Genomic DNA, 24,977 nt, shown 5'->3' with positions numbered 1-24,977 from the left:
CTGTTCCTCAGTGGGCGGGAGCCGGCTCCGCGCAATGGGTCTTGCGCCATTGCAGGAATACGTCCGGGCGGTTGGTGATCACGCCGTCCACCCCCCAGGACGTCGCCGTCCGCCAGTCGGCCTCGCGGTCGACGGTCCACGCGAACACGTCGACGCCGGCGGCCTTGAGCTGGTCGAGTGCGGTGGGGCGGGTGGCCAGGGCCTTGAAGGAGACCGAGTAGGCCGTGAGGGAGAACGCGCGGGCCGTGGCCACGGGGTCCGGGTCGAGGGTGTCGCGGAGCAGGGCGACCTTCATCTTGTAGGGGCCGGCGGCGGCGTCGCGTACCACTGCCTCGTCGAAGGACTGGACCATCGTGCGGTCGGCCATTCCGGCCTCGGAGACGAGTCTCAGGGTGTGTTCGACGTGGGCCGGGGTCTGCGGGCCCTTGATTTCCAGGAGGAGGCGGGCGCGCCTTTCCTTGAGGGAGTCCAGGACCTGTTCCAGGGTGGGGACGCGGCCGCCGCCCTTCACCGTCAGCTTGGCCACCTGTTCAGCGGTGAGCTGGTCGATGCGTCCCGTTCCGTCGGTCATCCGGTCCACGGTCGCGTCGTGCATGATGACCGCCCGGCCGTCCTTGGTGAACTGCACATCGGTCTCGACCCATTCCGCGCCGTGGTCGGCCGCTGCTTCCAGGGCGGCGATCGTGTTCTCCGGGAACAGCTTCGGGGCGCCGCGGTGTCCGACGGTGGAGGTGCGGGCGCAGTCGGCGGTGGAGTTCTGCTCGGAGATACGGATGTCGTCGACGGTCCCGGCGAAATTCTCCTGCCAGGTGCTCCGGTAGAAGAGCCGGCCGAGCTGGAGGGCGCCGGCGGCCCGCCACGGCGTGGTGAATTCGGCCGCCGTCTGCGGCTTTCCGTCGACGAAGAGCTGAATCTTCTTCGCCGCCGCGTCATAGACACCGGTCAACTGGGTCCAGACGCCGGTCTGAGCCGCATCCGTGCTGGTGGAGCGGACGATCTGGGTGTCGTCAGCGTCCTTGGTGTGACGGTTGAAGACCCACTTGTCGTAAGCCTTCGAGTAGTAGAGCTGGAAGCCGCTGGCGTGATTTCCCGCCTGGGAGAGGAGCGTGTAGTTGCGGTCCTTGTCGTCCAGCTTCGCCCAGGCGGAGACGGAGAAGGATTTCGTGGTGTCGAGGAGGGGGGCGGCGGTGGCCGCGTACGCCGTCGTGCCGTTCAGGTGCAGCGCCGTACCGGTCTTGCCCGCGACGCCCAGTTCGGCGCCGCCGCCGGCCAGGGTGGCCACCGGGCCGGCGCCCTTGCCGCCGCTGACGGTCGCACTGCCCGGCTTCTCGTCCAGCGGGAAAGTGGCCAGCTCCTGGAGATGAGGTGGCGTTTCACCGTTGAGGATGGCTGCCGCGTCGGCCGGTGTCACCGCCGACTGCGCCGTGCGGACGTCGTCGATGAGGCCCAGCGCGTTCTCCTGCCACGCGCTCTTGTGCAGCAGCCGGCCCATCTGGAGGCCGCCGGAGGCGCGCCACGGCGTCGTGAAGGCCGTCGACTCCTGCAGCTTGCCGTCCAGGTAGAGGGAGATGGTGTGCTTCGCGGCGTCGTACGAACCGGTCAGGTGGGTCCAGGTGCCGGTCTGGGCGGTGTCCTTGCTCATCGCGCGGACGATGCCGGTGTCGTCGGAGTCCTTCACGTGGCGGTTGAAGACCCACTTGTCGTAAGCCTTCGAGTAGTACAACTGGAATCCGCTGCCGTGCGCTCCCGCCTGGGACAGGAACGTGTGGTTCCTGGTCTTGCCGCCGAGGTTCACCCAGGCCGAGACGGAGAAGGATTTCGTGGTGTCGACGACGGGTGCGGTGGTGGCCGCGTACGCCGACGTGCCGTTCAGGTGCAGCGCCGTACCGGTTTTACCCGCGACGCCCAGTTCGGCGCCGCCGGCCGGGCGCGCGGTGAATTCCTCGGCCGCGCCGCCCAGCACCCGCCGGGAACCGGCGCTTTCGTCCAGGCCGAAGACCGCCTTTTCGGCCAGTACGGCTTTCGCGGCCGTGGCGGCGCGGGCATCGGAGGGCGCGGTGAACAGGCCGCCGGTCGTGGCGGCCCACAGGGAAGCCGGCAGGACGGCTATCAGCAGGAAGGGCAGCGTGAATCTGCCACGCGGTTTCATTTCGAAGCCTCACTCATGGACCGACCGAGCACGCACGGAACGGGTACTCAAATGCCGACGGGGAAAAGGGCCCCGGCCCAGACGCGGACGCCGGGCCGGGCCCCGATGACGAAGAAGTACGGCGACCGCTAGCCGGTCACCCTGATGCCGTCGTTGGCGCTTTCGCCGGCGTCGACGGCCCGGTCCCAGACCCGCAGGTTGTCGACGGTCCCGGCGGTGTACTCCTGCCAGTCGCCCTGGTAGAAGAGCCGGCCGAGCTGGAGGGCGCCGGCGGCCCGCCACGGCGTGGTGAATTCGGCCGCCGTCTGCGGCTTTCCGTCGACGAAGAGCTGAATCTTCTTCGCCGCCGCGTCATAGACACCGGTCAACTGGGTCCAGACGCCGGTCTGGGCCACGTCCGTGCTGGTGGAGCGGACGATCTGGGTGTCATCCGCGTCCTTGGCGTGACGGTTGAAGACCCACTTGTCGTAAGCCTTCGAGTAGTAGAGCTGGAAGCCACTGGCGTGATTCCCGGCCTGCGACAGGAAGGTGTAATTGCGGTCCTTGTTGTCCAGCTTGACCCACGCCGAGACGGAGAAGGACTTCGTGGTGTCGACGACGGGGCCGGCCGTGGCCGCGTACGCCGTCGTGCCGTTCAAGTGGAGTGCGGTGCCCACCTTGCCGCTCACGCCCAGTTCGGCGCCGCCGCCGGCCAGCGTGGCCACCGGGCCGGCGCCCTTGCCGCCGCTGACGGTCGCACTGCCCGACTTCTCGTCCAGCGGGAAGGAGGCCAGCTCCTGTACGTGGGCCGGAAGGTCACCCCCGGAGATCGACGCGGCGTCGGCCGCCGTGATCGCCGACTGCGCCACCCGTACGTCGTCGACGACACCCAGCGTGTTCTCCTGCCACGCGCCCTTGTACAGCAGCCGGCCGATCTGGAGGCCGCCGGAGGCGCGCCACGGCGTCGTGAAGGCCGTCGACTCCTGCAGCTTGCCGTCCACGAACAGCGACACCGTCTTCTTCGCCGCATCGTAGGACCCGGCCAGGTGCGTCCAGGCACCCGACTTCGCGATGTCCTTGCTGGTCGCACGGGCGATGGTGGTGTCGTCGGCATCCTTCACATGCCGGTTGAAGATCCACTTGTCGTAGTGCTTGGAGTAGTAGAGCTGGAACCCGCTGGCACGGTTGCCGGCCTGCGACAACAGCGTGTAGTTGCGGTCCTTGTCGCCGAGCTTGACCCAGGCGGAGACGGAGAAGGACTTCGTGGTGTCGACGACGGGGCCGGACGTGGCCGCGTACGCCGACGTGCCGTTGAGCTGGAGCGCCGTACCGGTCTTGCCCGCGACGCCCAGTTCGGCGCCGCCGGCCGGGCGCGCGGTGAATTCCTCGGCCGTGCCGCCCTGCACGCGCCGCGCACCGGCGCTCTCGTCCAGGCCGAAGCGCGCCTTGCCGCTGAAGGTGCTGCCGTCGAGCCACGGGACGATGTTGTCGGTGCGGGCCGCGATCGCGCTGTCGCCCTGCCCCGTCTGGCCCAGGCAGCCGGCGTGGGCGGCGCGGCTCTGGACACCGGCGATGCGCCCGTTCGCGTCGAGAACCGGTCCGCCGGTGTCGCCCTTGCAGATCCGGCCGCCGGTCAGCCCCAGGGTGGTGGCGGTGGCGGTGGCGCGGGTCACGGAGGTGTGGTGGGGGCTCTGGGGCGTCCACACGGTGTCGGTACGGCCGTACCCCGCGGCGGTCAGCGTGGCGCCGCCGGCGGAGGGGCTTCCGGCGAGCGTGGCGGGGGTGATGTCGGTGACCGGGGTGTCCAGGCGGGCGAGCAGGACGTCCCGGTCGCCGCGGGGTATCAGGTAATTGATCTTCACCGGGGCCCGCCCGGCGAAGGTGGCCGTCGCGTCGAGCGCCGGCGCGGCCTTGGCCCGGAGCGCCTGGGCCGGGCTGTCGGTGAAGCAACTGGCCGCGGTGAGCACCCAGGTCCGGTCGACGAGGGCCCCGCTACAGCTTCGGCCGCCCTCGTGTCCCGGCGTGTTCACGGTGACCCGGGTCAGCCACGGGCGGGCGGCGTCGCCGGTCAGCGCGGCGGGCTTGTACGAGCCGATGCTGATCTCGACCAGCAGGTGCTCGCGGGCCTGCGGGTCGGTGGACTCGCCGACCGGCGTCCACTCGTCCTTGGGGACCTTGACCTCCTGCTTCTTGTTGTCCGGCCCGGTCAGGGTGATGTCGGCCGCTTGGTCGGCGCTGCCCTTGACCGCGAAGACGGCCGGGATCTCCAGCGCGAGGTAGCCGGCGGCGCCGGTGGTCTTGAAGCAGGTCTTGTCGTTCTTGCGGGACCACACCTCCATCAGGCCCGCGGAGCTGCCGCACTCGGCCAGGACGATGTGGCCGTCGCCGCGCTTGAGGGTGATCCCCTTCTCCGCCTTGATCCGGTCCGCGCCCGGGTAGGCGAAGTCCTCGATCGCGTAGTCGGGTTCGCCGTCCGCGACCGTCGCCATGGACGGGGGGAGTAAGGCGGCGGGAGAGGTGGAGGTGGCGTTGACGGCAGCCGCGCAGGCCGCTGCCGCCACACCCGTGGCGATGATCCGCCGTGCGAGCTTCATACGAGGTCCCTTGGTGAAAGGTGAGCTGAGCCGCGCCCGCCCTGTCCGGAACAGGCTGCGTCACGTGCGGTGGTGGTGCGGGCACGGAGACGGCCAGATTCAAGCACGGGGCGGTGTCCCGAACCATGGGAAAGACTCGGACAAATCCAACTAACCCTTTACATAGCGGCTTTGTATTCCTTCTCACGTCTTTACTTCACGCACACAGATAGCCAACACTCCCTTTACATGCTTATGGTCACGGCACATGCGCAGCCCAGGACACCGCCCAACACCTGCGGCCGGGCCGGGACATGCGCGTGCAGACCACAACGTGAGCATGTCTGGCGGCATGCCGCCGTCCGTGTCCCGCCGCCAGGCGCCGTGAGATAGGACCACCTTGGACACCACCTACTGGAGCAGGCGCCGCGTCCTCACCGCTTTAGCGGTCACCGGCGCGGCCGCCGCCACCTCGAGTCTCGTCCTCAGTCCCGTCGCCGCCGCGGCAGCTCCGGCAGCGGCGCCCGCGGACGGCGGCACGCCCGACACCGATCCGTTCGCCCTGCCCGACACCGACCGGGCCAAGGCCGTCAAGGCGTGGATGACGGGCGGCAAGGCCACCCGTGCGGCTGCCGAGCAGGCCCTCGTCGGCTCCGACGCCGACGTACGGGCCTTCCTCGACCAGGAGTTGCCCCGGGTGACGGTGGAGGACAACCGGGTCGCGATCATGACCGCCCTGGCCGGCGCCGGAAAGGGCATCCGCCGCGAAGCCGTCGCGGCGATCGAAGGCGGCGACGCGGCCATCTCGGCCTTCCTCAAGGGCGGCTTCAAGCCCGCCGTCATGGAAGACCTCCGGGTGGTCACCTCGACCGTGCTGGCCACCGGCGACAAGGCCGTACGCCGGGAAGCCGGCGCCGCCCTCGACGCCGACACCCAGCCGTCGCTGGAGGCCTTCCTCACCGCGGGCCAGTACACCGCGCGCCAGGAAGACATGCGGGTGGAGGTCTCCAAGCTGCTCACCGAGGCGGGGCCCGAGGTGAAGAAGTACGCCTCCCGCGCCCTGTCCGGCTCCGCCCAGGACATCGAGTGGTTCCTCGACACCGGCCAGCACATCGCGCGCGCCCGCGACCAGGAGTCGGCGACGATCGAGGAACTCGTCGCGGTCGTCGAACGCGAGGGCAAGCGGGCCGACGCGCAGACCAAGCTCGCCGAGGAAGCCTCCGCCCGCGCCGTGACGGCGGCCGAGAAGGCCAAGGAGGCCGCCCAGAAGGCGGCGGCCGAGGCGGAGGCGGCCAAGGAGGACGTGGTCAAGTCGGGCAAGGCCGCCCGGAAGGCGGCGAGCGCCGCCCGGGGCGCCGCCGACGCCGCGCGTACCGCGATCCGCGCTTCGCACGCCGCCGTCGCCGCGTCCCGCCGGGCCGCCTACGCCGCGACCGCCGCCAGCCACGCGGCCGCCACCGCGGGGAGCGCCGCCGCCCGCGCGTACCACTCCGCCATCGCGGCCTCCAAGAACGCCTCGCAGGCGTCCGCCGCGAAGAACGCGGCGGTCGCCGCGCGCAATGCCGCGGCCAAGGCCCGTACGGCCGCGAAGGCCGCCGACCACGCCGCCTCCGCTTCCGCGCAGGCCGCCTCCGCGGGGAGCGCCGCCGCTTCCGCGGCCCGCAACGCCGCCTCCGCCGCCGGCAGCGCCGCCACGGCCGCCGCCGCGGCGGGCAAGGCGCGGGCCGAGGCCGCCGAGGCCAAGCGCCAGGCGGGCATCGCCAACGCGAACGCCGCCATCGCCACCAACGCGGCCGGCACCGCCCAGGCGCTGGCCAACGCCTCCGCGAAGGCGGCCCGTGCCGCCCGCGACGCCGCGAACTCCGCCGCCGACCACGCGGAGAAGTCGGCCGACGCCGCCGAGTGGGCCGCCAAGTACGCGGGGCAGGCCGTCGAATACGCGAAGAAGTCCCAGGAGTTCGCCAACGAGGCCACCAAGGCCGCCAACAATGCCACCACGGCCGTCACCGAGGCCATCGAGGTGGAGAAGAAGGCGCGCGAGGCCGAGTGGCAGCGCCTGGACGAGGACGCGAAGCAGGCCCGGGAGGAAGCCCGGCTGCTGGCGCAGCTCGAACAGCAGGAATGGGCCGAACTGGCCGAGAAGCGGTCGCAGGCGGAACAGACCGATCAGGCCACGAAGGACCTCGTCGCCCGGGCCGATGCGGCGCTGAAGGCCGGTGACCTCGGCCTGGCCGCGACGGTGGGCCGCCAGGCCGCCATCGCCCTGTGCGACTCGCACGGTACGTGGAGCAGGGAGGCGGCCCGGTTCGCCCTGTCGGGGGCCGACGCCGACGTCCACACCTGGATCGACACCGACCGGGTCATCGCGCAGGGCCAGGACGACCGGGAAACGGTCCTCTACCTGGCCCAGATCTCCAACCCGACCATCGCCGAGGCGGCGCAGAAGGCGTTGGAGAGCGACGCCCCGGAGGCACCCACCGTCTTCCTGGAGGCGGGCGCCGTCGAGGCGGCCGCGATGGACAACCGCGTCCAGCTCACCCGTGTCCTCGCCAACGCCCCCGGCACCGCCGTCAAGCGGGCGGCGAACGCCGCGCTCGACGCCGGCACGGCCAAGGCGCTGCACACGTTCTTCAACTCCGCCTACCAGGAGGCGCTGAAGGAGGACGACGCGGTCGCGACCGCCGCCATCCTGGCCAAGGCGGGCCCGTACACCAAGGCGCACGCGGAGGCCGCGCTGGAGGGACCGGCGTGGATACGCCGCAACTTCGTCGCCTCGGTGCAGTACAAGACCGCCCAGCTCGACCACGACTCCGCGACCCACATCGCCGCCATCCGGGGCGCGATCGCCGCCGCCGCGAAGACCGCTCACAAGGCGCAGGAAGTCGCCGCGCGCGCCCAGGAGGCCGCGGCCAAGGCCCGTGACGCGGCGGACGCCGCGCTGGACTGGGCGGACAAGGCCAAGAAGTCGTCCGACCGGGCGGCGTCGTACGCGAAGGAGGCGAAGGACAACGCGGACGCCGCCGACAAGTCGGCCGCCGCCGCGCAGGCTTCGGCGAACGAGGCGAAGAAGGCGGCCGCCACCGCCCGGTCGGCCGCCCGGTCGGCGAACTTCTCCGCCAACCGCGCGCTCAACGCCGCGCGCCGCGCGACGGCCTCCGCGAACAGCGCGCAGTCCTCCGCCGCCAGCGCCCACGCCTCCGCCGTCCAGGCGGGCAAGGACGCCAGGACGGCGGCGGCGGCCGCGAGCCAGGCCCACCAGATCGCCGCGGCCAAGCGCCGGGCGGAGATCGCGGCGGCGGCCAAGGCGGCGGCCGAGGCGGCGCGGAAGGCCAGGGAGAGCGGCCACAACCCGGTCGACTCGGCCGACAACGACCAGGTCGGGGGCGGTGACACACCGTGGTGGCGGGATGCCGGGTGGTGGGCCAACGCCACCAACTGGGCCAGTATCGGCACCGGGTTCCTGTCGGCCGGTCTCGGCCTGGCCGGTCTGATCTTCCCGCCCGCCGCGCCCATCCTCGAACCCATCGCGTTCGGGCTCGGCGTCACCTCCGTGGCGCTCGGCGGGCTGAGTTCGGTGTTCACGGGGATCGAGCACGGCTTCGGGAGCAATGAATTCATGGCGTCCGCCGGAAGCGCGGCGCTCGGCCTGATCACCTTCGGGCAGTCCAGGTGGATCGGCTCCCTCGGCGGCGGTAGGGTCGTGACGAAGATTACGGAGTTCGGACACGACCTCGTGTCGCCGGTCACCGGCCTCCTGGGGTCGCTGGGGATCTGACCGGGGTTTTCGCACGGCAAGGCGCAAGGGCCGGTGACGCGTGTGTCGCCGGCCCTCACGTCATCCCGCGCGCCGAAAGGACCACTTCATGCTCGTATCGCTCCCGCTCGGTTGGCTGTTACTGATGGCGGCCACGGCGACTTTCGTCTTCTGTTTCGCCATGGCCAAGTGGATTCCCGGGCGCAAGGGGAAAATCGTCTTTCCGGTCATCTCGCTCGCCTGCTGCCTCGGCATGGTCCTGGTCGGGCAGCTCCAGTACCAGCACTGGACCCCGCGGCACATGCTGGTGCTGTACTCCTTCGCATGGTTCGGGATCACGATCGGGCTGTTCCCGTCGCGGAAACTCATGTACCGGTACGCCGAGGAGATCGGCCGGGGCGTGAAGCGGGAGAAGTACGCGTACCCGGCGCGCTACCAGGTGTCCGCCGTCCTGTCCGTCGTCGTCATGTGTTTCCTGGCCTACGCCCTGTCGCAGTAACGGCGCTGCTTCCCTTCTCCACCGCCTCCGGCCGCGGGATTGGCCGGGGAAATCCGCCGTCCGCCTCCCCGCGTTTCCTGACACCGGTCATTCCCGGCCGAAGGACGGTCTCAGCGGATGAGCCGGAAGAGGTCGTACAGGTCGTCGGTGGTGCGGGCCTCCGTCAGCATCCGGCGGAAGCCCGGGTGCGCGGTGTGCCGGGCGAGGACCGAGTACGCGTGTACGCAGCCGGTGTCCCGGAGCTTGTGTGGCGCCGCGAGGAGGAACACGTCGCGGACCGGGCGGCCGTCGGCCCCGCGCCAGTCGAGCTCCGCCGGCACCCGCGCGAAGGCGGCCGCCGGGCCGCTGACCGCCCGGCTGCGGGCGGTCAGCAGGGCGATGCCGTGGAAACCGTTGGTGCCCTGCGTCATGCGCAGGCGTACCGCGCAGACGAAGGCGCGGACGTCCCAGAGGGCACCCGCGGTGTCCAGGCCGCCGGCCAGGTATGCGAGGAGTTCGTCCTTGGTGGCGGCCTGCGCGCGGGGGTGGACGCGTCTCTTGTCCAGGTAGTCGGCGAGGCTGTGGGTGCCGTCGGCCACCGTACGGACGCGGTTCACGCCTCGGCCGACACCGGTTCGGGAGCGCTGGTCACCGTGCGGGCCGGACGCAGCAGTCCGGCGGAACACACCGCGGCCACGCAGAAGGCGACGGGCAGGAAAAAGGCGACGTTCAGGGGTACGAGACGGGTGAGCGGCCCGATGACGGCGGGGCCCGCCAGCATTCCCACATATCCCATGCCCGCCACGCGGGAGACGTTCGCCCCGGACGACGCCGGGTCGACATTGCCCGCCGCGGTGAAGAACTGCGGAATGCACCCGGACAGTCCGATACCGAAAAGGGTCCAGCCGACAAGCGCGAACGGAACCCAGGGAGAGAGGGACGCGAGCGCCAGACCGACGGCCGCGAGGCCGGCTCCGTAGCGCACCACGAAGACCCGGCCGAAGCGGGCCACCACCCGGTCGGTGACGAACCGGCCCACGGTCATGGCGGTGGAGAACCCGCCGTACGCCAGGGCCGCGGTCGCGGCGGGGGCGTCGAGCACGTCCTTGAGATGCAGCACACTCCAGTCGTTCGCGACGCCCTCGCACAGCATGAGCATGAAGGCGAGCACGCCCAGCGCCCAGACCTGCGACGGCGTACGGCGCTCGGGGGCCGGGGCGGCGCGCTCCGCCGCCTCCGGGCCGGCCGGGGCCGGGGCGGAGCGCTCCGGGGGCAGCAGGCCGGGCACCAGCGCGAGGGTGATCAGTACGCCGGCCACCGCCACGGCAGCGAGGGTGAGGGAGGGCCGCCAGCCCCAGCTCAGGGTGCGGGCGCCGATCAGCGCGGCGATGACGCCGCCGACCGAGAACACCGCGTGAAAGGCCGACATCACGGGGCGGCCGTAACCGCGCTCGACCTGAACAGCCTGGGTGTTCATGCTGACGTCCAGGCAGCCGTTGCCGAAGCCGAGGGCCAGGAGGGCCGCCGCCAGGGTCCACGGCGAGTCGGCCACGCCGGGCAGGAAGACCGTGGCACTGCACAGGGCGCCGCCGGCCAGCACGATGGCGCGACTGCCGAACCGGTCGGCCGACGCCCCGCAGAGCTGCATGCCCGCGAAGGCGCCGGCGCCCAGGAAGAGCAGCAGCCAGCCCAGGACGGCATGGCTGATGCCGACCCGGTGCTCGATCGCGGGGATGTGCACGATCCACATCCCCATGACGAAACCGTTGAGCGCGAAAGCCACGAAGGTGCAGGCGCGCGCCGTACGCAAGCGCCGCGACGGCGGCGACCCGGTGATGGAGGCAGTCGATTCACTCATCGCGGCTGACCATAACGCACAAAAGATGTGTGCGTAAGGCTTGGAAGGGCTTCCGGCACCTTCCGGGGCGGGCTGGCGACAGAGGTGTCCGGACGGCAGCCGCGCACCGCGGCCGATACGCAACTGCGCGCCTGTGGAACGTGGTTGGGGAGCGAGCACCCGCGGCCCGCAGGGTCACACGTGCACGATGTTCACGCCCGCCGCGCGCATCTCCTCGACCACCGGCGTGCCCTGCGCCGCGTCGGTCACCACCACGTCGAGCTGTTCGACCGAGCAGATCCGGCCGAGCGCCACCCGTCCCAGCTTCTCCGCGGTGGCCACCAGGATGATGCGCCGCGCCGCCCGCGCGGCGACCCGCTTCACGTGCACGTCGTCCAGGCTGTAGGCGGTGGCCCCACTGGCCGCGTCCACCCCGCAGGAGCCCAGGATGAAGGTGTCGTAGCGCAGGTCCTCGAAGGTGCGCAGCGCCGCCTCCCCGTAGAAGGACAGCTCCCCCGGCCGGACCTGGCCGCCGGGGAGCAGCAGGCGGATGCCCTCGTGTTCGGCGAGCGGCATGGTCGCGTGCAGGGACAGCGGGGTGACGGTCAGCCGGCGGCCCGCCATGGCGTGGGCGACGGCCACCGCCGTGGTGCCGGTGTCCAGCGCGACGGTCTCCCCGTCGTTGAGCATCCGCACGACCACGTCGGCCAGCTTCGCCTTGGTCTCGCCGCCCACCATGGACCGCACCGCGTACGGTGGCTCGACCCCGCTGAGCAGGGCGGTCACCGCGCCGCCGTGCACCCGGCGCAGGGCGCCCCGGGACTCCAGGAGTTCCAGGTCCCGGCGGATGGTCATCTCCGACGTCTCGGTGGAGCGGGCGAGTTCGGCCACGGAGACCCGGTTGCGCTCGGCCAGCAGGGCCAGGATGAACCGGTGGCGTTCGGAGACATTCATGTCGCTGATGTAGCACATCAACACGCCCGCTGCGACTTCCTCCCCGCCCCTCCGTTGGGCTCCGCGCCCTGTCAGGGCGCCGGCGGGTGAGATACACCCATGCCCCATGCCGAGTGTGCACTCAAACGCGCATTTTGTGAGTACGGGCCCGGAACGTAGCGGCTTTCTTCGAGGTGATGTCATGACCGCGGTGCTCTTCGACATGTTCGGCGCGATCGCCCGGCAGCAGTCCCCCGCCGCCTGCGCCCGGCTGGGGGAGACGGCGGGAGTCCTCGGCGACGCCTTCCGGGAAAGCCACTGGGTCCTGCGGCGGCCTGACGACCGGGGTGACCGGAACGGCGCGCAATATGGGTGAGAGACCGCCGAAGCGCTCGGGACGCACAGCAAGGCGCCGGCCACCGTGCGGCCGCTGGAGATCCTCCAGCGCGGTCTGCGGATCATCGGGGCCGGCCGGAAGGGCCGTCGGGGCCTGCCCGCACGAGGCCCGTCCCCGCCGTACGGGTGGCGCCCCTGCCCCCGCCCCGCCCCGCGCCCCGGCAGCCCCGCCACCCGCAAGATCTCCAGCACCCCTGGACTTACTAGGACGTCCAACTATATGTTCGTGGCGAAGGCCCGCGGTGCAGGGAAGCCGGTGTGAGTCCGGCGTGGTCCCGCCACTGTGACCGGGAAGTGCGACGCCGAGCAACACGCCACTGACGCAGGTGAGTCGGGAAGGCGGGCGGCGCGCGATGATCCGGAAGCCAGGATACCGGCCGCGGGTGTTGTTCCGTGTTGTCCACGAGGATGGAGCAGACACGCATGGCACCGGTGCGTACCCACAGCCCAGGTGATCCGGTCCGGCCCGCGGCACCGCCCGCGCGCTGACGGTTTCGCGCCTTTCGCGTCCCACGGCCCCGCCACGGTCCGCGCGTCATCCGCGCCGCCCGTGGGCCCGGCCGTGCCATCCCCGGATCTCACCTGACGAGAGCAGGCCCCCCATGGTCCGAGAACTGACCCATTTCATCGGCGGCAAGCACACACCGGGAACATCGGGTGCGTACGGCGATGTGTACGACCCGAACACCGGCACGGTGCAGGCCCGCGTCCCGCTCGCGGACCGGGCCGAGACGACGGCCGCCGTCGCCGACGCCGAGGCCGCCCAGCCGGAGTGGGGCGAGTGGAATCCGCAGCGGCGCGCGCGGGTGCTGCTCAGGTTCCTGCACCTGGTCGAGGGCGAGCGGGACGCGCTGGCGCGGCTGCTGTCGAGCGAGCACGGCAAGACGGTCGCGGACGCGCACGGCGACCTCCAGCGCGGCCTGGAGGTGGTGGAGTTCGCCGCCGGGATTCCGCACCTGCTCAAGGGCGAGTTCACCGACAACGCCGGGACCGGCATCGATGTGCACTCGCTGCGCCGTCCCATCGGCGTGGTGGCCGGCATCACCCCGTTCAACTTCCCGGCGATGATTCCCCTGTGGAAGCTCGCGCCGGCCATCGCCTGTGGCAACGCGTTCGTGCTGAAGCCGTCCGAGCGGGCGCCGTCCGTGCCGTCGCGGCTCGCCGAGCTGTTCCTGGAGGCGGGGCTGCCGCCGGGCGTCCTCAACGTCGTCCACGGCGGCAAGGAGTCGGTGGACACGCTGCTGGAGGACCCGCGCGTCGAGGCGCTCGGCTTTGTGGGCTCCACGCCCGTCGCGGCACACATCTACGCGACGGCGGCCGCGCACGGCAAGCGCGCCCAGTGCTTCGGCGGGGCCAAGAACCACCTGATCGTGATGCCGGACGCCGACCTCGACCAGGCGGTGGACGCGCTGGTCGGTGCCGGGTACGGATCGGCGGGCGAGCGGTGCATGGCGGTCTCGGTCGCCGTACCGGTGGGCGAGGAGACCGCCGACGCGCTGGTGGCCCGGCTCAAGGAGCGGATCGGCACGCTGCGCATCGGCCGCTCCGACGACCCGCACGCGGACTTCGGACCGCTGGTCAGCCGTGACGCGCTGGACCGGGTCCGGGCCTATGTCGACCTCGGGGTCACGGAGGGCGCGGAACTCGTCGTGGACGGCCGGGGCTTCAGCCTGCCGGGCCACGAGGACGGCTTCTTCGCGGGCGCGTCGCTGTTCGACCGGGTCACCCCGGACATGCGGATCTATCAGGAGGAGATCTTCGGCCCGGTCCTGTCGGTGGTGCGGGCGGCGGACTACGAGGAGGCGCTGCGGCTGCCCACGGAGCACCCGTACGGCAACGGCGTGGCCGTCTTCACCCGCGACGGGGACACCGCGCGGGACTTCAGCCGCCGGGTGAACACCGGCATGGTCGGCGTGAACGTGCCGATCCCGGTACCGGTCGCGTACCACACCTTCGGCGGCTGGAAGCGGTCCGGCTTCGGCGACCTGAACCAGCACGGCCCGGACGCGGTCCGCTTCTACACCCGTACCAAGACCGTCACCTCGCGCTGGCCCTCCGGGGTCAAGGAGGGCGCGAGCTTCACGATCCCGACGATGGGCTGAGGACGATGAGCGTCATGACCACCGCCACCACGGCCGCCTCGCTGACCTCGCTCACCGCGGATCAGCTCGCCATCGCCGAGACGACACTGGATTTCGCACAGGAGCACATCGCGCCGCACGCCGTGGCCTGGGACCAGGACAAGCACTTCCCCGTGGACGTGCTGCGCAAGGCCGCCGGACTCGGGCTCGGCGGGATCTACGTACGGGAGGAGCACGGCGGCTCCGCGCTCGGCCGCGCGGACGGTGTGCTGGTCCTCGAAGTGCTGGCCACCGCCTGCCCGTCCATCGCGGGCTACCTCTCCATCCACAACATGGTCGCCTGGATGATCGACCGGTACGGCGACGACGCCCAGCGCGCCCGCTGGCTTCCCGGCCTGTGCGCGATGGCGGATCTGGGCAGCTACTGCCTGACCGAGCCGGGCGCCGGGTCCGACGCGGCCGCGCTGCGCACGCGGGCGGTGCGGGACGGCGACGCCTATGTGCTCACCGGCGTGAAACAGTTCATCTCCGGTGCGGGGGCCGCGCAGGTGTACGTGGTGATGGCCCGTACCGGCGAGGAAGGGCCGGGCGGCATCTCGGCGTTCGTCGTCGAGCGGGACGACCCGGGCCTGTCGTTCGGCGCCAACGAGAAGAAGATGGGCTGGAACGCGCAGCCCACCCGGCAGGTGATCCTGGACGAGGTCCGCGTCCCCGCGGACCGGCGGCTCGGCGCCGAGGGCGACGGCTTCCGCATCGCGATGAGCGGCCTCAACGGCGGCCGGCTCGGCATCGCCGCCTGCTCCCTCGGCGGCGGGCAGAGCGCCCTGCACGCGGCGCAGGCGTACCTGGCGGACCGGGAGGCGTTCGGGGGGCGGCTGCTGGACGCGCAGGCGCTCCAGTTCCGGCTCGCCGACATGGCGACGGAGCTGGCCGCCGCCCGCGCGCTGGTGCGCCAGGCGGCCGAGGCTCTGGACCGGGCCGATCCGCAGGCGCCGCAGTTGTGCGCGATGGCCAAACGGTTCGCCACCGACACGGGCTACTCCGTGGCCGACCGTGCGCTGCAACTGCACGGCGGCTATGGCTACCTGAGTGAGTACGGCATGGAGAAGATCGTCCGCGATCTTCGGGTGCACCAGATCCTGGAAGGGACGAACGAGATCATGCGTGTGATCGTGGCCCGCGGGCTGACCGGGGCGGCGGCCCGCGGCTCCCGCGCCGGGGCCGGGGCGGGAGCGACCCGATGACCGGCGACCCCGTACGCGACGGCTCGGCACCGGACGCCGCCCGCGACAGCTCCGTACTGCTGCGGACCGAAGGCCGGGCCGCTTACCTGACCCTCAACCGGCCCCAGGCCCTCAACGCCCTCGACCACGGCATGGTGCGCCGGATCGACGCGGCCCTGGCCGCGTGGGCGCACGACCCCGCGGTGGAGACCGTCGTGATCACCGGCGCGGGTGAGCGCGGGCTGTGCGCGGGCGGCGACATCCGCGCCATCCATGAGGACGCGCGGTCCGGCGGCGGCGCCGCGTCCGCCGCGTTCTGGCGCGACGAGTACCGGCTCAACGCCCGTATCGCGCGCTACCCCAAGCCGTACGTGGCCGTCATGGACGGCATCGTGATGGGCGGCGGCGTCGGCGTCTCGGCGCACGGCAGCGTGCGGATCGTCACCGAGCGGTCCAAGGTCGCCATGCCCGAGACCGGCATCGGCTTCGTGCCGGACGTCGGCGGTACGTATCTGCTGGCGCTCGCGCCCGGGGAGGTGGGCACGCACCTGGCGCTGACCGGGGCGCCGGTGCGGGCCGGGGACGCGCTGCTGTGCGGGCTCGCCGACCACTTCGTCCCGTCGGAGCTGGTCGAGCGGCTGGCCGCGGACCTGGCCGCCGGCCCGGCGCCCGAGGTGCTGCCCCGGTACGTGCGGGAAGCGCCCGAGGGCGAACTGGCGGACCGGCGGGAGTGGATCGACCACTGCTACGCCGCCGGCACCGTCGAGGAGATCGTGGACCGGCTGCTCGGCAGCGGCGTCCCGGAGGCCAAGGAGGCCGCCGAGACGATCCTCGCCAAGTCCCCCACCTCGCTGAAGGTCACCCTGGCGGCGCTGCGCCGGGCCCGCGGTCTGGGGCCGCTGGAGCGGGTCCTGGACCAGGAGTACCGCGTCTCGTGCGCGGCGCTGGCCTCGCCGGACCTGGTCGAGGGCATCCGCGCGCAGGTGATCGACAAGGACCGCGCACCGCGCTGGTCCCCCGCCACCCTCGCCGAGGTCACGGACGAGGACGTGGCCCGGTTCTTCGCACCGCTCGGCGACCGGGACCTGGGGCTCGCCGACGGTGCCGGTACGCAGGAGGTGCCCTGGTGAGCGCGGCGACGGGGAACGGGAACGGCGGGGCCGGCCCGGTCGGGTTCGTCGGGCTCGGGAACATGGGCGGGCCGATGGCCGCCAACCTGGTCCGGGCCGGGTACCGGGTGGCCGGCTTCGACCTCGCGCCGAAGGCGCTGGCGGCGGCCGCCGAGGCCGGTGTCGAGCCCGCCGGTTCGGCGACCGAGGTGGTGGCGGACGCGGACGTGGTGATCACCATGTTGCCCGCCGGGCAGCACGTCCTCGCCCTGTACGAGGACGGGGGCCTGCTCGCGGCGGCCCGGCCCGGCACCCTGTTCATCGACTGCTCGACCATCGACGTGGCCGACGCCCGCGCCGCCCACGAGGCCGCCGTACGCGCCGGCCACCAGGCCCTGGACGCCCCGGTCTCGGGCGGCGTGGTCGGGGCCGGGGCGGGCACGCTGACGTTCATGGCGGGCGGCGACGCGACGGAGTTCGCGCGGGCCGAGCCGCTGTTCGCGGTGATGGGCCAGAAGGCGGTGCACTGCGGCGCGGCGGGCGCCGGGCAGGCCGCGAAGATCTGCAACAACATGATCCTGGGCATATCGATGATCGGGGTCAGCGAGGCGTTCGTCCTCGGCGAGCGCCTGGGCCTGTCCCACCAGGCCCTGTACGACGTGGCGTCCACGGCCAGCGGACAGTGCTGGGCGCTGAGCGTCAACTGCCCGGTGCCCGGCCCGGTGCCGGGCAGCCCCGCCGACCACGGCTACCGGCCGGGCTTCGCGGCGCCGCTGATGGCCAAGGACCTGGGCCTGGCCGCCAACGCGGTCCGCTCCGCCGGTGTGGACGCGGAACTCGGCCTGCGCGCGGCCGCGTTGTACGCGGCGTTCGCCGAGGGCGACGGCGCGGCGGAGGACTTCTCCGGGATCATCCGGACGATCAGGCAGCGGTCCGGCGGCACGCCGCAAGCACCGGCCACCGAACAGAACGGGACCCCCGCATGACCGACACCACCCCGCACACCGACACCACCCCGCACCCCGGGACCGCCCCGCGCGCGGACGGCCGTACGCGGCCGTACGAGACGATCCTCGTGGAGCGCACCGGCCGTACCGCCACCCTCACCCTCAACCGCCCCGAGGCGCTCAACGCCCTCAACCTCCGGGTGATGACCGAGGTCGTGACGGCGGCCGAGGAACTGGACCGCGACCCGGGGGTCGGCTGCATCGTCATCACCGGCTCGGCGAGGGCGTTCGCGGCCGGGGCCGACATCAAGGAGATGCGGCCGCAGTCATCCGTGGACATGTACCTCAGCGACTGGTTCACCGCCTGGGACCGGCTGGGCGCACTGCGCACGCCGACGGTCGCGGCGGTGGCCGGGCACGCGCTGGGCGGCGGCTGCGAGCTGGCGATGCTCTGCGACATCCTGCTCGCCGCCGACACCGCCGTCTTCGGCCAGCCGGAGATCAAGCTGGGCGTCATCCCGGGCATCGGCGGCTCCCAGCGGCTGACCCGCGCCGTCGGCAAGGCCAAAGCGATGGAGCTGTGCCTGACCGGCCGCACCATGGACGCGGCGGAGGCCGAGCGGGCCGGGCTGGTCTCGCGGGTGGTGCCGGCGGCCGATCTGCTGACCGAGGCCGCTGCCGTGGCCGGGCAGGTGGCGGCGATGTCCGCGCCGGTCGCGATGATGGCCAAGGAGGCCGTCAACCGGGCCTTCGAGACCACCCTCGCCGAGGGCGTCCGCTTCGAACGCCGCCTGTTCCACGCGGTGTTCGCCACCGCGGACCAGAAGGAGGGCATGACGGCGTTCGTGGAGAAGCGGGCGCCGGAGTTCACCCACCGTTAGCAGGGGGCGGGCCGCACCGGCCGTCGGTCACCGGACACGGCGCAGGCGGGCGCCGGTCCGGGGTGACGGCGGGGCGGCCGTCCCTCTCGCCGGTAGCGGCCGGGCGCCCGGCGGGGCAGGATCGACAGCACAGGACACCGCGCCACGCACCGCCTCCGAGGAGCCCTGATCGGCCATCAGGTACGTGTCCACCCCAGCGCCGCCCGGCTGCCGCGCGAGGAGCAGCTCGCCTGGAAGCCGGCGGCCGTCGCCACCGGCACCCAGGACTCCCCGGACCTCGCCCCGGACGCGGCGGCGACGGCGGCCGACCGGGGCGTCGGCAACACCGCGGTGGCCATGGCCTCGCTGCGCCGCCGCCCGGTCGCCGTCGCCCGCTGCCAGGCCCGGCCACGAGCAGTACACGGCCTTCGACTCGGCCGTCGTCGACTCCCCCCTCCCGCCCGCGGGGCGGTCGCCCGTCACGCCTCCCGGTACAGCTCCTTGGCGATGATCGACCGCTGGACCTCCGTCGCCCCCTCGTAGATGCGCGGCGCGCGGACCTCGCGGTAGAGGTGTTCCAGGAGGTGGCCGCGGCGCAGGGCGCGGGCGCCGTGGAGCTGGACGGCCGTGTCCACGGCGTGCTGGGCGGTCTCGGTGGCCAGGAGTTTGGCCATCGCGGAGCGTTTGGCGATGTCGGGGGCGCCGGTGTCGTACGCGGCCGCGGCGGCGTAGACCAGGAGGCGGGCGGCCTCGATCCGGGTGGCGGTCTCGGCGAGCTGGTGGGAGACGGACTGGAGGTCCTTGAGCGGGCCGCCGAACGCGGTGCGGTCCGCGGTGTGGGCGAGGGCGGCGTCCAGGGCGGCCTGGGCCATGCCCACCGCGAAGGCGCCGACGCTCGGGCGGAAGAGGTTGAGGGTGCGCATCGCGACGCCGAAGCCGCCGTCCACCTCGCCCACCACGTCGTCGCGGGTGACCGGGACGCCGTCGAAGGCCAGGGTGCCGATCGGGTGCGGGCTGAGCATGTCCAGCGGGGTGCCGGACACGCCGGGGCGGTCGGCGGGCACGAGGAAAGCGGTGATGCCGCGGGCGCCCGCCCCGCCGGTGCGGGCGAAGACGGTGGCGAAGTCGGCCTCGGGCGCGTTGGAGATCCAGCACTTCTCGCCGGTGAGCCGCCAGCGGCCGGCGCCCGGCGGGCCGTCCGGTGCGGCGGCGAGGGCGAGCGCGGCGGCGTCGGAGCCCGCGTCCGGCTCGCTGAGCGCGAAGGCGGCCACCGCGCGGCCCGCGACCACCTCCGGCAGCCAGCGGTCCCGCTGGGCGGCCGAACCGGACTGGAGAATCGGGTACGTGCCGAGGCCCTGGAGCGCGAGCGCGGTCTCGGCCCCGGTCGACTCCTGGGCCAGTGACTCCCGCAGCAGGCACAGGTCGAGGGCGCGGACGGGGCCGTCGGCGGGGAACATCCGGCGCAGCAGGCCGAGTTCGCCGAGGGCGGCCACCAGGGGGCGGTTGACGCGGCCGGGTTCGCCGCGTTCCGCCAGCGGGCGCAGGTGTCCGGCGGCCAGGGCGCGCAGTTCGGCGCACCAGTTCCGGTCCTGCGGTCCCAGCGCGAATGCGGTCACGGGCGGCTCCCTCGTCTCGGGCCCGGTCCGGCCGGGCGGTCGCTCGGGGCGGTGCGGTGCGGCGGCGCCGGTGGCTGTTCCGTGCACGGTCCGCGCCGCCGGGCCGTATCGCGCTCTGTTGACCACCGTCACCAACACGTTACGCTGACGGCGGGCCGGCACGGCAGTACCCGGACGGTTTCCCCAGCACGTCACGGTCGCACCCCGGCCGCCTTCGGCCGCTTCCGGCGCAGGTCCAGGTTGTTCCGAGCCGCCCCGCCGTCGTCCGCAAGGGGGCACACCGGCATGGACCTGACGCCTTCGGCACACACCGACACCTTCACCCGCGACCACCTCCCCCCGGCCGGCCAGTGGCCGCGCCTCACGGATCTGGGATACCCGGCCCGGCTGAACTGCGGCGCCGAACTGCTCGACGCCACGATCGAGCGGCTGGGCGCCGCCCGTCCGGCGTTCCGGGACGCGTCCGGCACGGTCTGGACGTACGGGGAACTGCGCGAGCGGGTGGACCGCATCGCGCACGTCCTCACCGGCGACCTCGGTGTCCTGCCCGGCCACCGGGTCCTGCTGCGCGGTCCCACCACTCCCCTGCTGGCCGCCTGCTGGCTGGCGGTGATGAAGGCGGGCGCGGTCGCCGTGACCGTGCTGGCCGCGCAGCGCCCGCACGAGCTGGCGGCGATCTGCGGCCCGGCCCGGGTCACCCACGCGCTGTGCGACGTACGGGTGACCGGGGATCTGGCGGCGGCCGGTGTGCCGGGGCTGCGGATCACCCCGTACGGCGGGGGCGGGCCCGAGGATCTGCTGGGGCTCGCCGGGCGGCGGCCCGGCCGGTACGAGGCGGTGCCGACCGCGGCCGACGACGTCGCGCTGATCGCCTTCACCTCCGGCACCACCGGGCGGCCGAAGGGCTGTCTGCACTTCCACCGCGACGTGCTGGCCATCGCCGACACCTTCTCCGCGCAGGTGCTGCGCCCCACGCCGGACGACGTGTTCGCCGGGAGTCCGCCGCTCGGCTTCACCTTCGGGCTCGGCGGGCTGGTGGTCTTCCCGTTGCGGGCCGGCGCCTCGGCGTACCTGGCCGACTGGGGCGGGCCCGGGCAACTGCTGCGCGATGTGGCGCGGCACCGCGTCTCCGTGCTGTTCACCGCGCCGACCGCCTACCGCGTGATGCTGCCGAAACTGGCGGAGCACGACGTCTCCTCGCTGCGCCGCTGTGTGTCGGCGGGCGAGAACCTGCCCGCCGCGACCTGGCGGGCGTGGGAGCGGGCCACCGGGCTGCGCATCATCAACGGCATCGGCGCGACGGAACTGCTGCACATTTTCATCTCGGCCGCCGACGAGCGGGCCCGGCCGGGGACGACGGGGCTGCCGGTACCGGGGTACGAGGCGCGGGTGGTCGGCCCGGACGGCCGGCCGGTGCCGGACGGGACACCGGGGCTGCTCGCGGTGCGCGGCCCGACGGGCTGCCGCTACCTGGCGGACGAGCGGCAGCGCGAGTACGTACGCGACGGCTGGAACCTCACCGGCGACACCTATGTGCGGGACGCGGACGGCTACTTCAGCTATGTGGCACGGGCCGACGACATGATCATTTCGGCCGGGTACAACATCGCCGGGCCGGAGGTCGAGGACGCGCTGCTGCGCCACCCCGACGTCGCCGAGGCGGCGGTCGTCGGACGGGCCGACGCGGAGCGCGGCCAGGTCGTGGTGGCCCACCTCGTGCTGCGCACGGGGGTGCCGCGCGGGGCGGAAACGGTGGCGGCGCTGCGCGAGTTCACCAAGGCGGCCATAGCGCCGTACAAGTGCCCGCGCGAGATCGTCTTCCACGACGCGCTGCCCCGGACGCCGACGGGCAAACTCCAGCGCTTCCGGCTGCGGGGCGGGGACGGTACGGGGGGCGGCGGTACGGGAGGCGGCGATACGGCGGCCGGTGGTACGGAGGAAGGCCGTGCCGGAGGCCCGGCGTGACCGGTGGCGCCCGCGGCGCCGGGCCGCGGTGCCGTCACACCGTCCGTACCTGCCGCACCTGCCGTACCTGCCGCACCGGGTTCCGACGGCTGCGGCTACGATCGCGCCCTGAGCGGCCACGGCCCGGCTGGCGCCCACCCGGCCCGCCGCGTTCCGGGACCGCGGACCGGAGCACGACAAGGCGGGAAACGACCACGTGAGCGACCAGTACGCGCAGGGCACGCCGCGGTCCCTGATCGTCACCTTCTACGGTGCGTACGGGCGCGGCCGGAAGGGCGACCCGGGCGATCCGCCGGGCCCGGTGCCGGTCGCCGCGCTGATCAGGCTGCTCGGGGAACTGGGCGTCGATCCGCCGTCGGTACGCTCGGCGGTCTCCCGCCTCAAGCGCCGTGGCCTGCTCCTCCCCGCCCGTACGGAGTCGGGGGCCGCCGCGTACGGGCTGTCCGACGCGGCGCACCAGCTCCTGGCCGACGGCGACCGGCGGATCTACGGCCGGCCGTCCCCCGCGCCGTCGGACGGCTGGGTGCTGGCCGTCTTCTCGGTCCCCGAACAGGAGCGGCACAAGCGGCACCTGCTGCGCTCCCGGCTGGCCCGGCTCGGCTTCGGCACGGCCGCGCCCGGTGTGTGGATCGCGCCGTCCCACCTGTACGACGAGACCCGGCACACCCTGGACCGGCTGCACCTCTCCTCGTACGTCGACCTGTTCACGGGCGCGCACGCGGGCTTCGAGCCGACCGCCGACGCGGTGGCGCGCTGGTGGGACCTGGCGTCCCTGGCCGGTCGGCACCGCGCCTTCCTGGACGCCCACGAACCGGTGCTGCACCACTGGTCGGGCCGCCGCCCCGTACCCCCCGAGGCGGCGTACCGCGCCTACCTGCCGGCGCTCGACGCCTGGCGCCGCCTGCCCTACGCGGACCCCGGCCTGCCCGCTCCCCTCCTGCCCGAGGACTGGCCGGGCGGCCACGCGGCGGACGTCTTCGGCCGGCTGCACACGCGGCTGCGGGCGGCGGGCGCGCGCTTCGTACGGACGGTGGTCGACGGGCCGGGCCGGGCGGCGGCCGGCGCCTGACCCCGGCGCGCGGTCAGCGTCTCCTGGGGTGGGAGGCGGTGGCGGCCATCGGCCGCGGCCGGGCGGCGGCGATGGTGGAGACCACGTCCTTGAACGAGCCGCACATGCGGGTGCCGGCCACCGCCGCCAACTCCCCGAAACTGCCCACCCCGTAGGTGACCGCGACCGGCTCCATACGGGCCGTGACCGCCATCCGCATGTCGCTGACCGTGTCACCGACGTAGGCGCTCTCCCAGGGCGCCACCCCCAGGTCGGCGGTGGCCCGCAGCACCATCTCCGGGTGCGGCTTGCCGTGCCGGACCATCTCCTGGCTGATGACGGGACCCAGCAGGTCGCGGATGCCCAGCACGTCCAGCAGGGCCTCGGCGCCGCGCGTCCCCTTCGAGGTCGCCACGGCCAGCTCGATGCCGTGGGCGCGCAGCGCGGACAGCCCGGCGGCCACGCCGGGGAACAGTAACCGCGGCCCTTCGCGCAGCACTTCGTACGCGAACAGCTCGCGGTAGCGGCCGATGGCGGCCACCACCGCGTCGTGGTCCTCCGGCTTTCCGAGCAGCTTGCCGAAGGCCGGCCCCGGCGGCTTGCCGATCGCGGCGGCGGCCTGCCGGGACGTGACCGAACGGCCCTGTTCGGAGGCGACCTTGACCAGCAGCCTGCTGATCGCCGGCAGGGTGTTGGCGAGGGTTCCGTCGAGATCGAAGACGACGGCCCTGATGGTCTCGCCGACCGCGGCCCGCGCGGCGCCCCCGGGACGTGGCACGGCTCCCGCTGAATCACGCATTGCTCGACACCTTCCGATTTCCTGTGGGCCTTGGGCATCTATGGGTCCGGTCGCCGTCCGTGACGGCGGCGCCGGACGCGGGAAGACGTGCCGACGGCGCCCACCCGGGAAGCGGCGGACGCGCCGGTGCGCACCGGTGTCCAGGAGTGGCGTGCTCGCGCCGGAGTGATCTGCTCCGGGAGAGGCCCCTCCCCTGCCTCACCTTCGCCAGATTTAAAAACCGTCTGCGCTGTTTGTCAATGCACCCTGCGGCCCTCCGTACGGACCGGCACAACTCCCCACGTTGCCTCGGTGAAAAGCGAACTGATGGGGCATGGCGCAAACAGCAAACCCATTCACCCCATCCGCATCAGAAAATCACTGGAGTAACAGCAGTAACTGCCCAGTTCAGTTTCCGAACCGCATGGTTGGTTTCGTATGTAGAATGCGATGCCCTCACAGCCGGACCAGAGACAGGACGGACACTGTGCCGACGCAGCATCGAGCGATACAAAGCCGGCAGGCTCTCCTCCGATCGGCCGCCGAGGCCTTCACCGAGAAGGGCGTGCCCGCCTCGGGCATGGTCGACATCAGCCGACGCGCCCGGCTGAGCAAAGGGGCCCTCTACTTCCATTTCGCGTCCAAGGAAGACCTCACCTTCGCGGTACGGAACGAGGCCCTCGGCGCGTTACGGATCCTGGAGGACGAGCTGGCCCGCGCCCCGCACCCGGCGCGCACCGCCGTACGGGACTTCGCGGTCGCCCTGCTCGGCCGGGTGGACACCGACGTCGTCGTACGGGCCGGCCTCCAGTTGCGCCCGGAAACCGCGCCGGGCATCGCCGAACCCCACCTCGAACAGCGGTGGTTCACCCTCTTCCTGGAGAAGACCACGGCCGACCAGACAGCCGGGCAACTGCCGCCCGGTGACGCGCCACAGCGCTCCGCGCGGCTGCTCACCGCGCTCGTCGTCGGCCTGCTGCACCTGGGGCAGGAGGACCGGACGTGGTGGGACAAGGACGTCGTCAGGGACCTCTGGGAGGAGATGCTGCCCAGCGGCACGGGTGCGGCGGGTGCGGCGGGTGCGGGGGCTGAGTCCGTACCGGAACCGGCCCACTGACGCCCCACCCCGGCACGGCGCCGCGTCTTCGGTACGGCCCGGCGGCTCACCACCCGCCCGGCCCCGGCCCGTTCGGACCCGCCCCGTCCGGGCCCGGCCCGCCCGGCTCCGGCCCGGCCCCGCCCGTTCACGCG

18 protein-coding genes, 1 pseudogene and 1 riboswitch are annotated in these 24,977 nt (G+C 72.9%); of the genes and pseudogenes, 12 read left to right on the top strand and 7 right to left on the bottom strand.

The features are described from left to right. Nucleotides 1-7: 7 nt before the first annotated feature. Both ACH4EB_RS04440 and ACH4EB_RS04435 read right to left on the bottom strand, forming a co-directional pair. The gene (locus ACH4EB_RS04440) at nucleotides 8-2,149 is read right to left on the bottom strand and encodes a glycerophosphodiester phosphodiesterase family protein (RefSeq protein ID WP_398345813.1); all 2,142 of its coding nucleotides are present in this window, start codon (nucleotides 2,147-2,149) and stop codon (nucleotides 8-10) included. Nucleotides 2,150-2,277: 128 nt separating this feature from the next. Then, nucleotides 2,278-4,722 (bottom strand): LamG-like jellyroll fold domain-containing protein, encoded by a 2,445-nt coding sequence (locus ACH4EB_RS04435; protein ID WP_398345812.1) that lies wholly within the window; start codon nucleotides 4,720-4,722, stop codon nucleotides 2,278-2,280. A gap of 379 nt (nucleotides 4,723-5,101) precedes the next feature. Between ACH4EB_RS04435 and ACH4EB_RS04430 the strand changes: the two genes are divergently transcribed. Together ACH4EB_RS04430 and ACH4EB_RS04425 are read left to right on the top strand one after the other, a co-directional pair. Continuing rightward, entirely contained in the window at nucleotides 5,102-8,476 is a 3,375-nt protein-coding gene (locus tag ACH4EB_RS04430; RefSeq protein ID WP_398345811.1) for a hypothetical protein, read from the top strand. An 88-nt stretch (nucleotides 8,477-8,564) separates the two neighbouring features. Beyond that, nucleotides 8,565-8,954, top strand: coding sequence for a hypothetical protein (locus ACH4EB_RS04425; protein WP_398345810.1), 390 nt, complete (start codon nucleotides 8,565-8,567; stop codon nucleotides 8,952-8,954). A gap of 110 nt (nucleotides 8,955-9,064) precedes the next feature. On the opposite strand, the gene ACH4EB_RS04420 is transcribed toward ACH4EB_RS04425, so the two are convergent. From ACH4EB_RS04420 to ACH4EB_RS04410, 3 genes are all read right to left on the bottom strand, one after another. Next, nucleotides 9,065-9,550, bottom strand: coding sequence for a PTS sugar transporter subunit IIA (locus ACH4EB_RS04420; RefSeq protein ID WP_398345809.1), 486 nt, complete (start codon nucleotides 9,548-9,550; stop codon nucleotides 9,065-9,067). Then, nucleotides 9,547-10,791, bottom strand: a complete 1,245-nt coding sequence (locus tag ACH4EB_RS04415) for an MFS transporter (protein ID WP_398345808.1) — start codon at nucleotides 10,789-10,791, stop codon at nucleotides 9,547-9,549. The genes ACH4EB_RS04420 and ACH4EB_RS04415 overlap by 4 nt, the downstream gene beginning before the upstream one ends. Nucleotides 10,792-10,965: 174 nt before the next feature. Continuing rightward, a complete protein-coding gene (locus ACH4EB_RS04410; RefSeq protein WP_398345807.1) occupies nucleotides 10,966-11,724 on the bottom strand; it encodes a DeoR/GlpR family DNA-binding transcription regulator in 759 nt (252 codons plus the stop codon). Between the two features lie 181 nt (nucleotides 11,725-11,905). Between ACH4EB_RS04410 and ACH4EB_RS04405 the strand changes: the two genes are divergently transcribed. The 7 genes and pseudogenes from ACH4EB_RS04405 to ACH4EB_RS04375 form a co-directional block, all read left to right on the top strand. Then, nucleotides 11,906-12,079 (top strand): hypothetical protein, encoded by a 174-nt coding sequence (locus tag ACH4EB_RS04405; RefSeq protein ID WP_398345806.1) that lies wholly within the window; start codon nucleotides 11,906-11,908, stop codon nucleotides 12,077-12,079. Between the two features lie 230 nt (nucleotides 12,080-12,309). Further along, nucleotides 12,310-12,496, top strand: a riboswitch (cobalamin riboswitch). 205 nt (nucleotides 12,497-12,701) lie between these two features. Beyond that, complete coding sequence (locus ACH4EB_RS04400; RefSeq protein ID WP_398345804.1) at nucleotides 12,702-14,201, top strand: CoA-acylating methylmalonate-semialdehyde dehydrogenase; 1,500 nt, start codon at nucleotides 12,702-12,704, stop codon at nucleotides 14,199-14,201. 5 nt (nucleotides 14,202-14,206) lie between these two features. Continuing rightward, a complete protein-coding gene (locus tag ACH4EB_RS04395; RefSeq protein ID WP_398345803.1) occupies nucleotides 14,207-15,424 on the top strand; it encodes an acyl-CoA dehydrogenase family protein in 1,218 nt (405 codons plus the stop codon). Next, nucleotides 15,421-16,533 (top strand): enoyl-CoA hydratase/isomerase family protein, encoded by a 1,113-nt coding sequence (locus ACH4EB_RS04390; protein ID WP_398345802.1) that lies wholly within the window; start codon nucleotides 15,421-15,423, stop codon nucleotides 16,531-16,533. Before ACH4EB_RS04395 ends, ACH4EB_RS04390 begins: the two co-directional genes overlap by 4 nt. Continuing rightward, on the top strand, nucleotides 16,530-17,498 hold the full coding sequence (gene mmsB / locus ACH4EB_RS04385; RefSeq protein ID WP_398345801.1) for a 3-hydroxyisobutyrate dehydrogenase: 969 nt from the start codon (nucleotides 16,530-16,532) through the stop codon (nucleotides 17,496-17,498). Before ACH4EB_RS04390 ends, mmsB begins: the two co-directional genes overlap by 4 nt. Continuing rightward, nucleotides 17,495-18,340, top strand: a complete 846-nt coding sequence (locus tag ACH4EB_RS04380) for an enoyl-CoA hydratase (RefSeq protein WP_398345800.1) — start codon at nucleotides 17,495-17,497, stop codon at nucleotides 18,338-18,340. The genes mmsB and ACH4EB_RS04380 overlap by 4 nt, the downstream gene beginning before the upstream one ends. Nucleotides 18,341-18,505: 165 nt before the next feature. Beyond that, nucleotides 18,506-18,724 (top strand): annotated as a pseudogene (locus tag ACH4EB_RS04375) (MmgE/PrpD family protein); the annotation flags it as partial. Between the two features lie 74 nt (nucleotides 18,725-18,798). On the opposite strand, the gene ACH4EB_RS04370 reads toward ACH4EB_RS04375, so the two are convergent. Beyond that, nucleotides 18,799-19,935 (bottom strand): acyl-CoA dehydrogenase family protein, encoded by a 1,137-nt coding sequence (locus ACH4EB_RS04370; RefSeq protein ID WP_398345799.1) that lies wholly within the window; start codon nucleotides 19,933-19,935, stop codon nucleotides 18,799-18,801. A 285-nt stretch (nucleotides 19,936-20,220) separates the two neighbouring features. On the opposite strand from ACH4EB_RS04370, the gene ACH4EB_RS04365 reads away from it, so the two are divergent. After that, nucleotides 20,221-21,900, top strand: coding sequence for an AMP-binding protein (locus ACH4EB_RS04365; RefSeq protein ID WP_398345798.1), 1,680 nt, complete (start codon nucleotides 20,221-20,223; stop codon nucleotides 21,898-21,900). A gap of 196 nt (nucleotides 21,901-22,096) precedes the next feature. Continuing rightward, complete coding sequence (locus ACH4EB_RS04360) at nucleotides 22,097-22,969, top strand: PaaX family transcriptional regulator C-terminal domain-containing protein (RefSeq protein ID WP_398345797.1); 873 nt, start codon at nucleotides 22,097-22,099, stop codon at nucleotides 22,967-22,969. Between the two features lie 13 nt (nucleotides 22,970-22,982). Here ACH4EB_RS04360 and ACH4EB_RS04355 read toward each other — a convergent pair whose 3' ends face one another. Continuing rightward, nucleotides 22,983-23,747: an HAD family hydrolase gene (locus ACH4EB_RS04355; protein ID WP_398345796.1), complete on the bottom strand. Its 765-nt coding sequence runs from the start codon at nucleotides 23,745-23,747 to the stop codon at nucleotides 22,983-22,985. 424 nt (nucleotides 23,748-24,171) lie between these two features. Between ACH4EB_RS04355 and ACH4EB_RS04350 the strand changes: the two genes are divergently transcribed. Then, nucleotides 24,172-24,843, top strand: coding sequence for a TetR family transcriptional regulator (locus ACH4EB_RS04350; RefSeq protein ID WP_398345795.1), 672 nt, complete (start codon nucleotides 24,172-24,174; stop codon nucleotides 24,841-24,843). Nucleotides 24,844-24,977 lie beyond the last annotated feature (134 nt).

The sequence above is a fragment of the Streptomyces sp. NPDC018045 genome (genome assembly GCF_044327445.1).
GTDB lineage: Bacteria > Actinomycetota > Actinomycetes > Streptomycetales > Streptomycetaceae > Streptomyces.
Note: the sequence above shows the minus strand (reverse complement) of the source record. Positions and strands in the feature narration are given on the sequence as shown.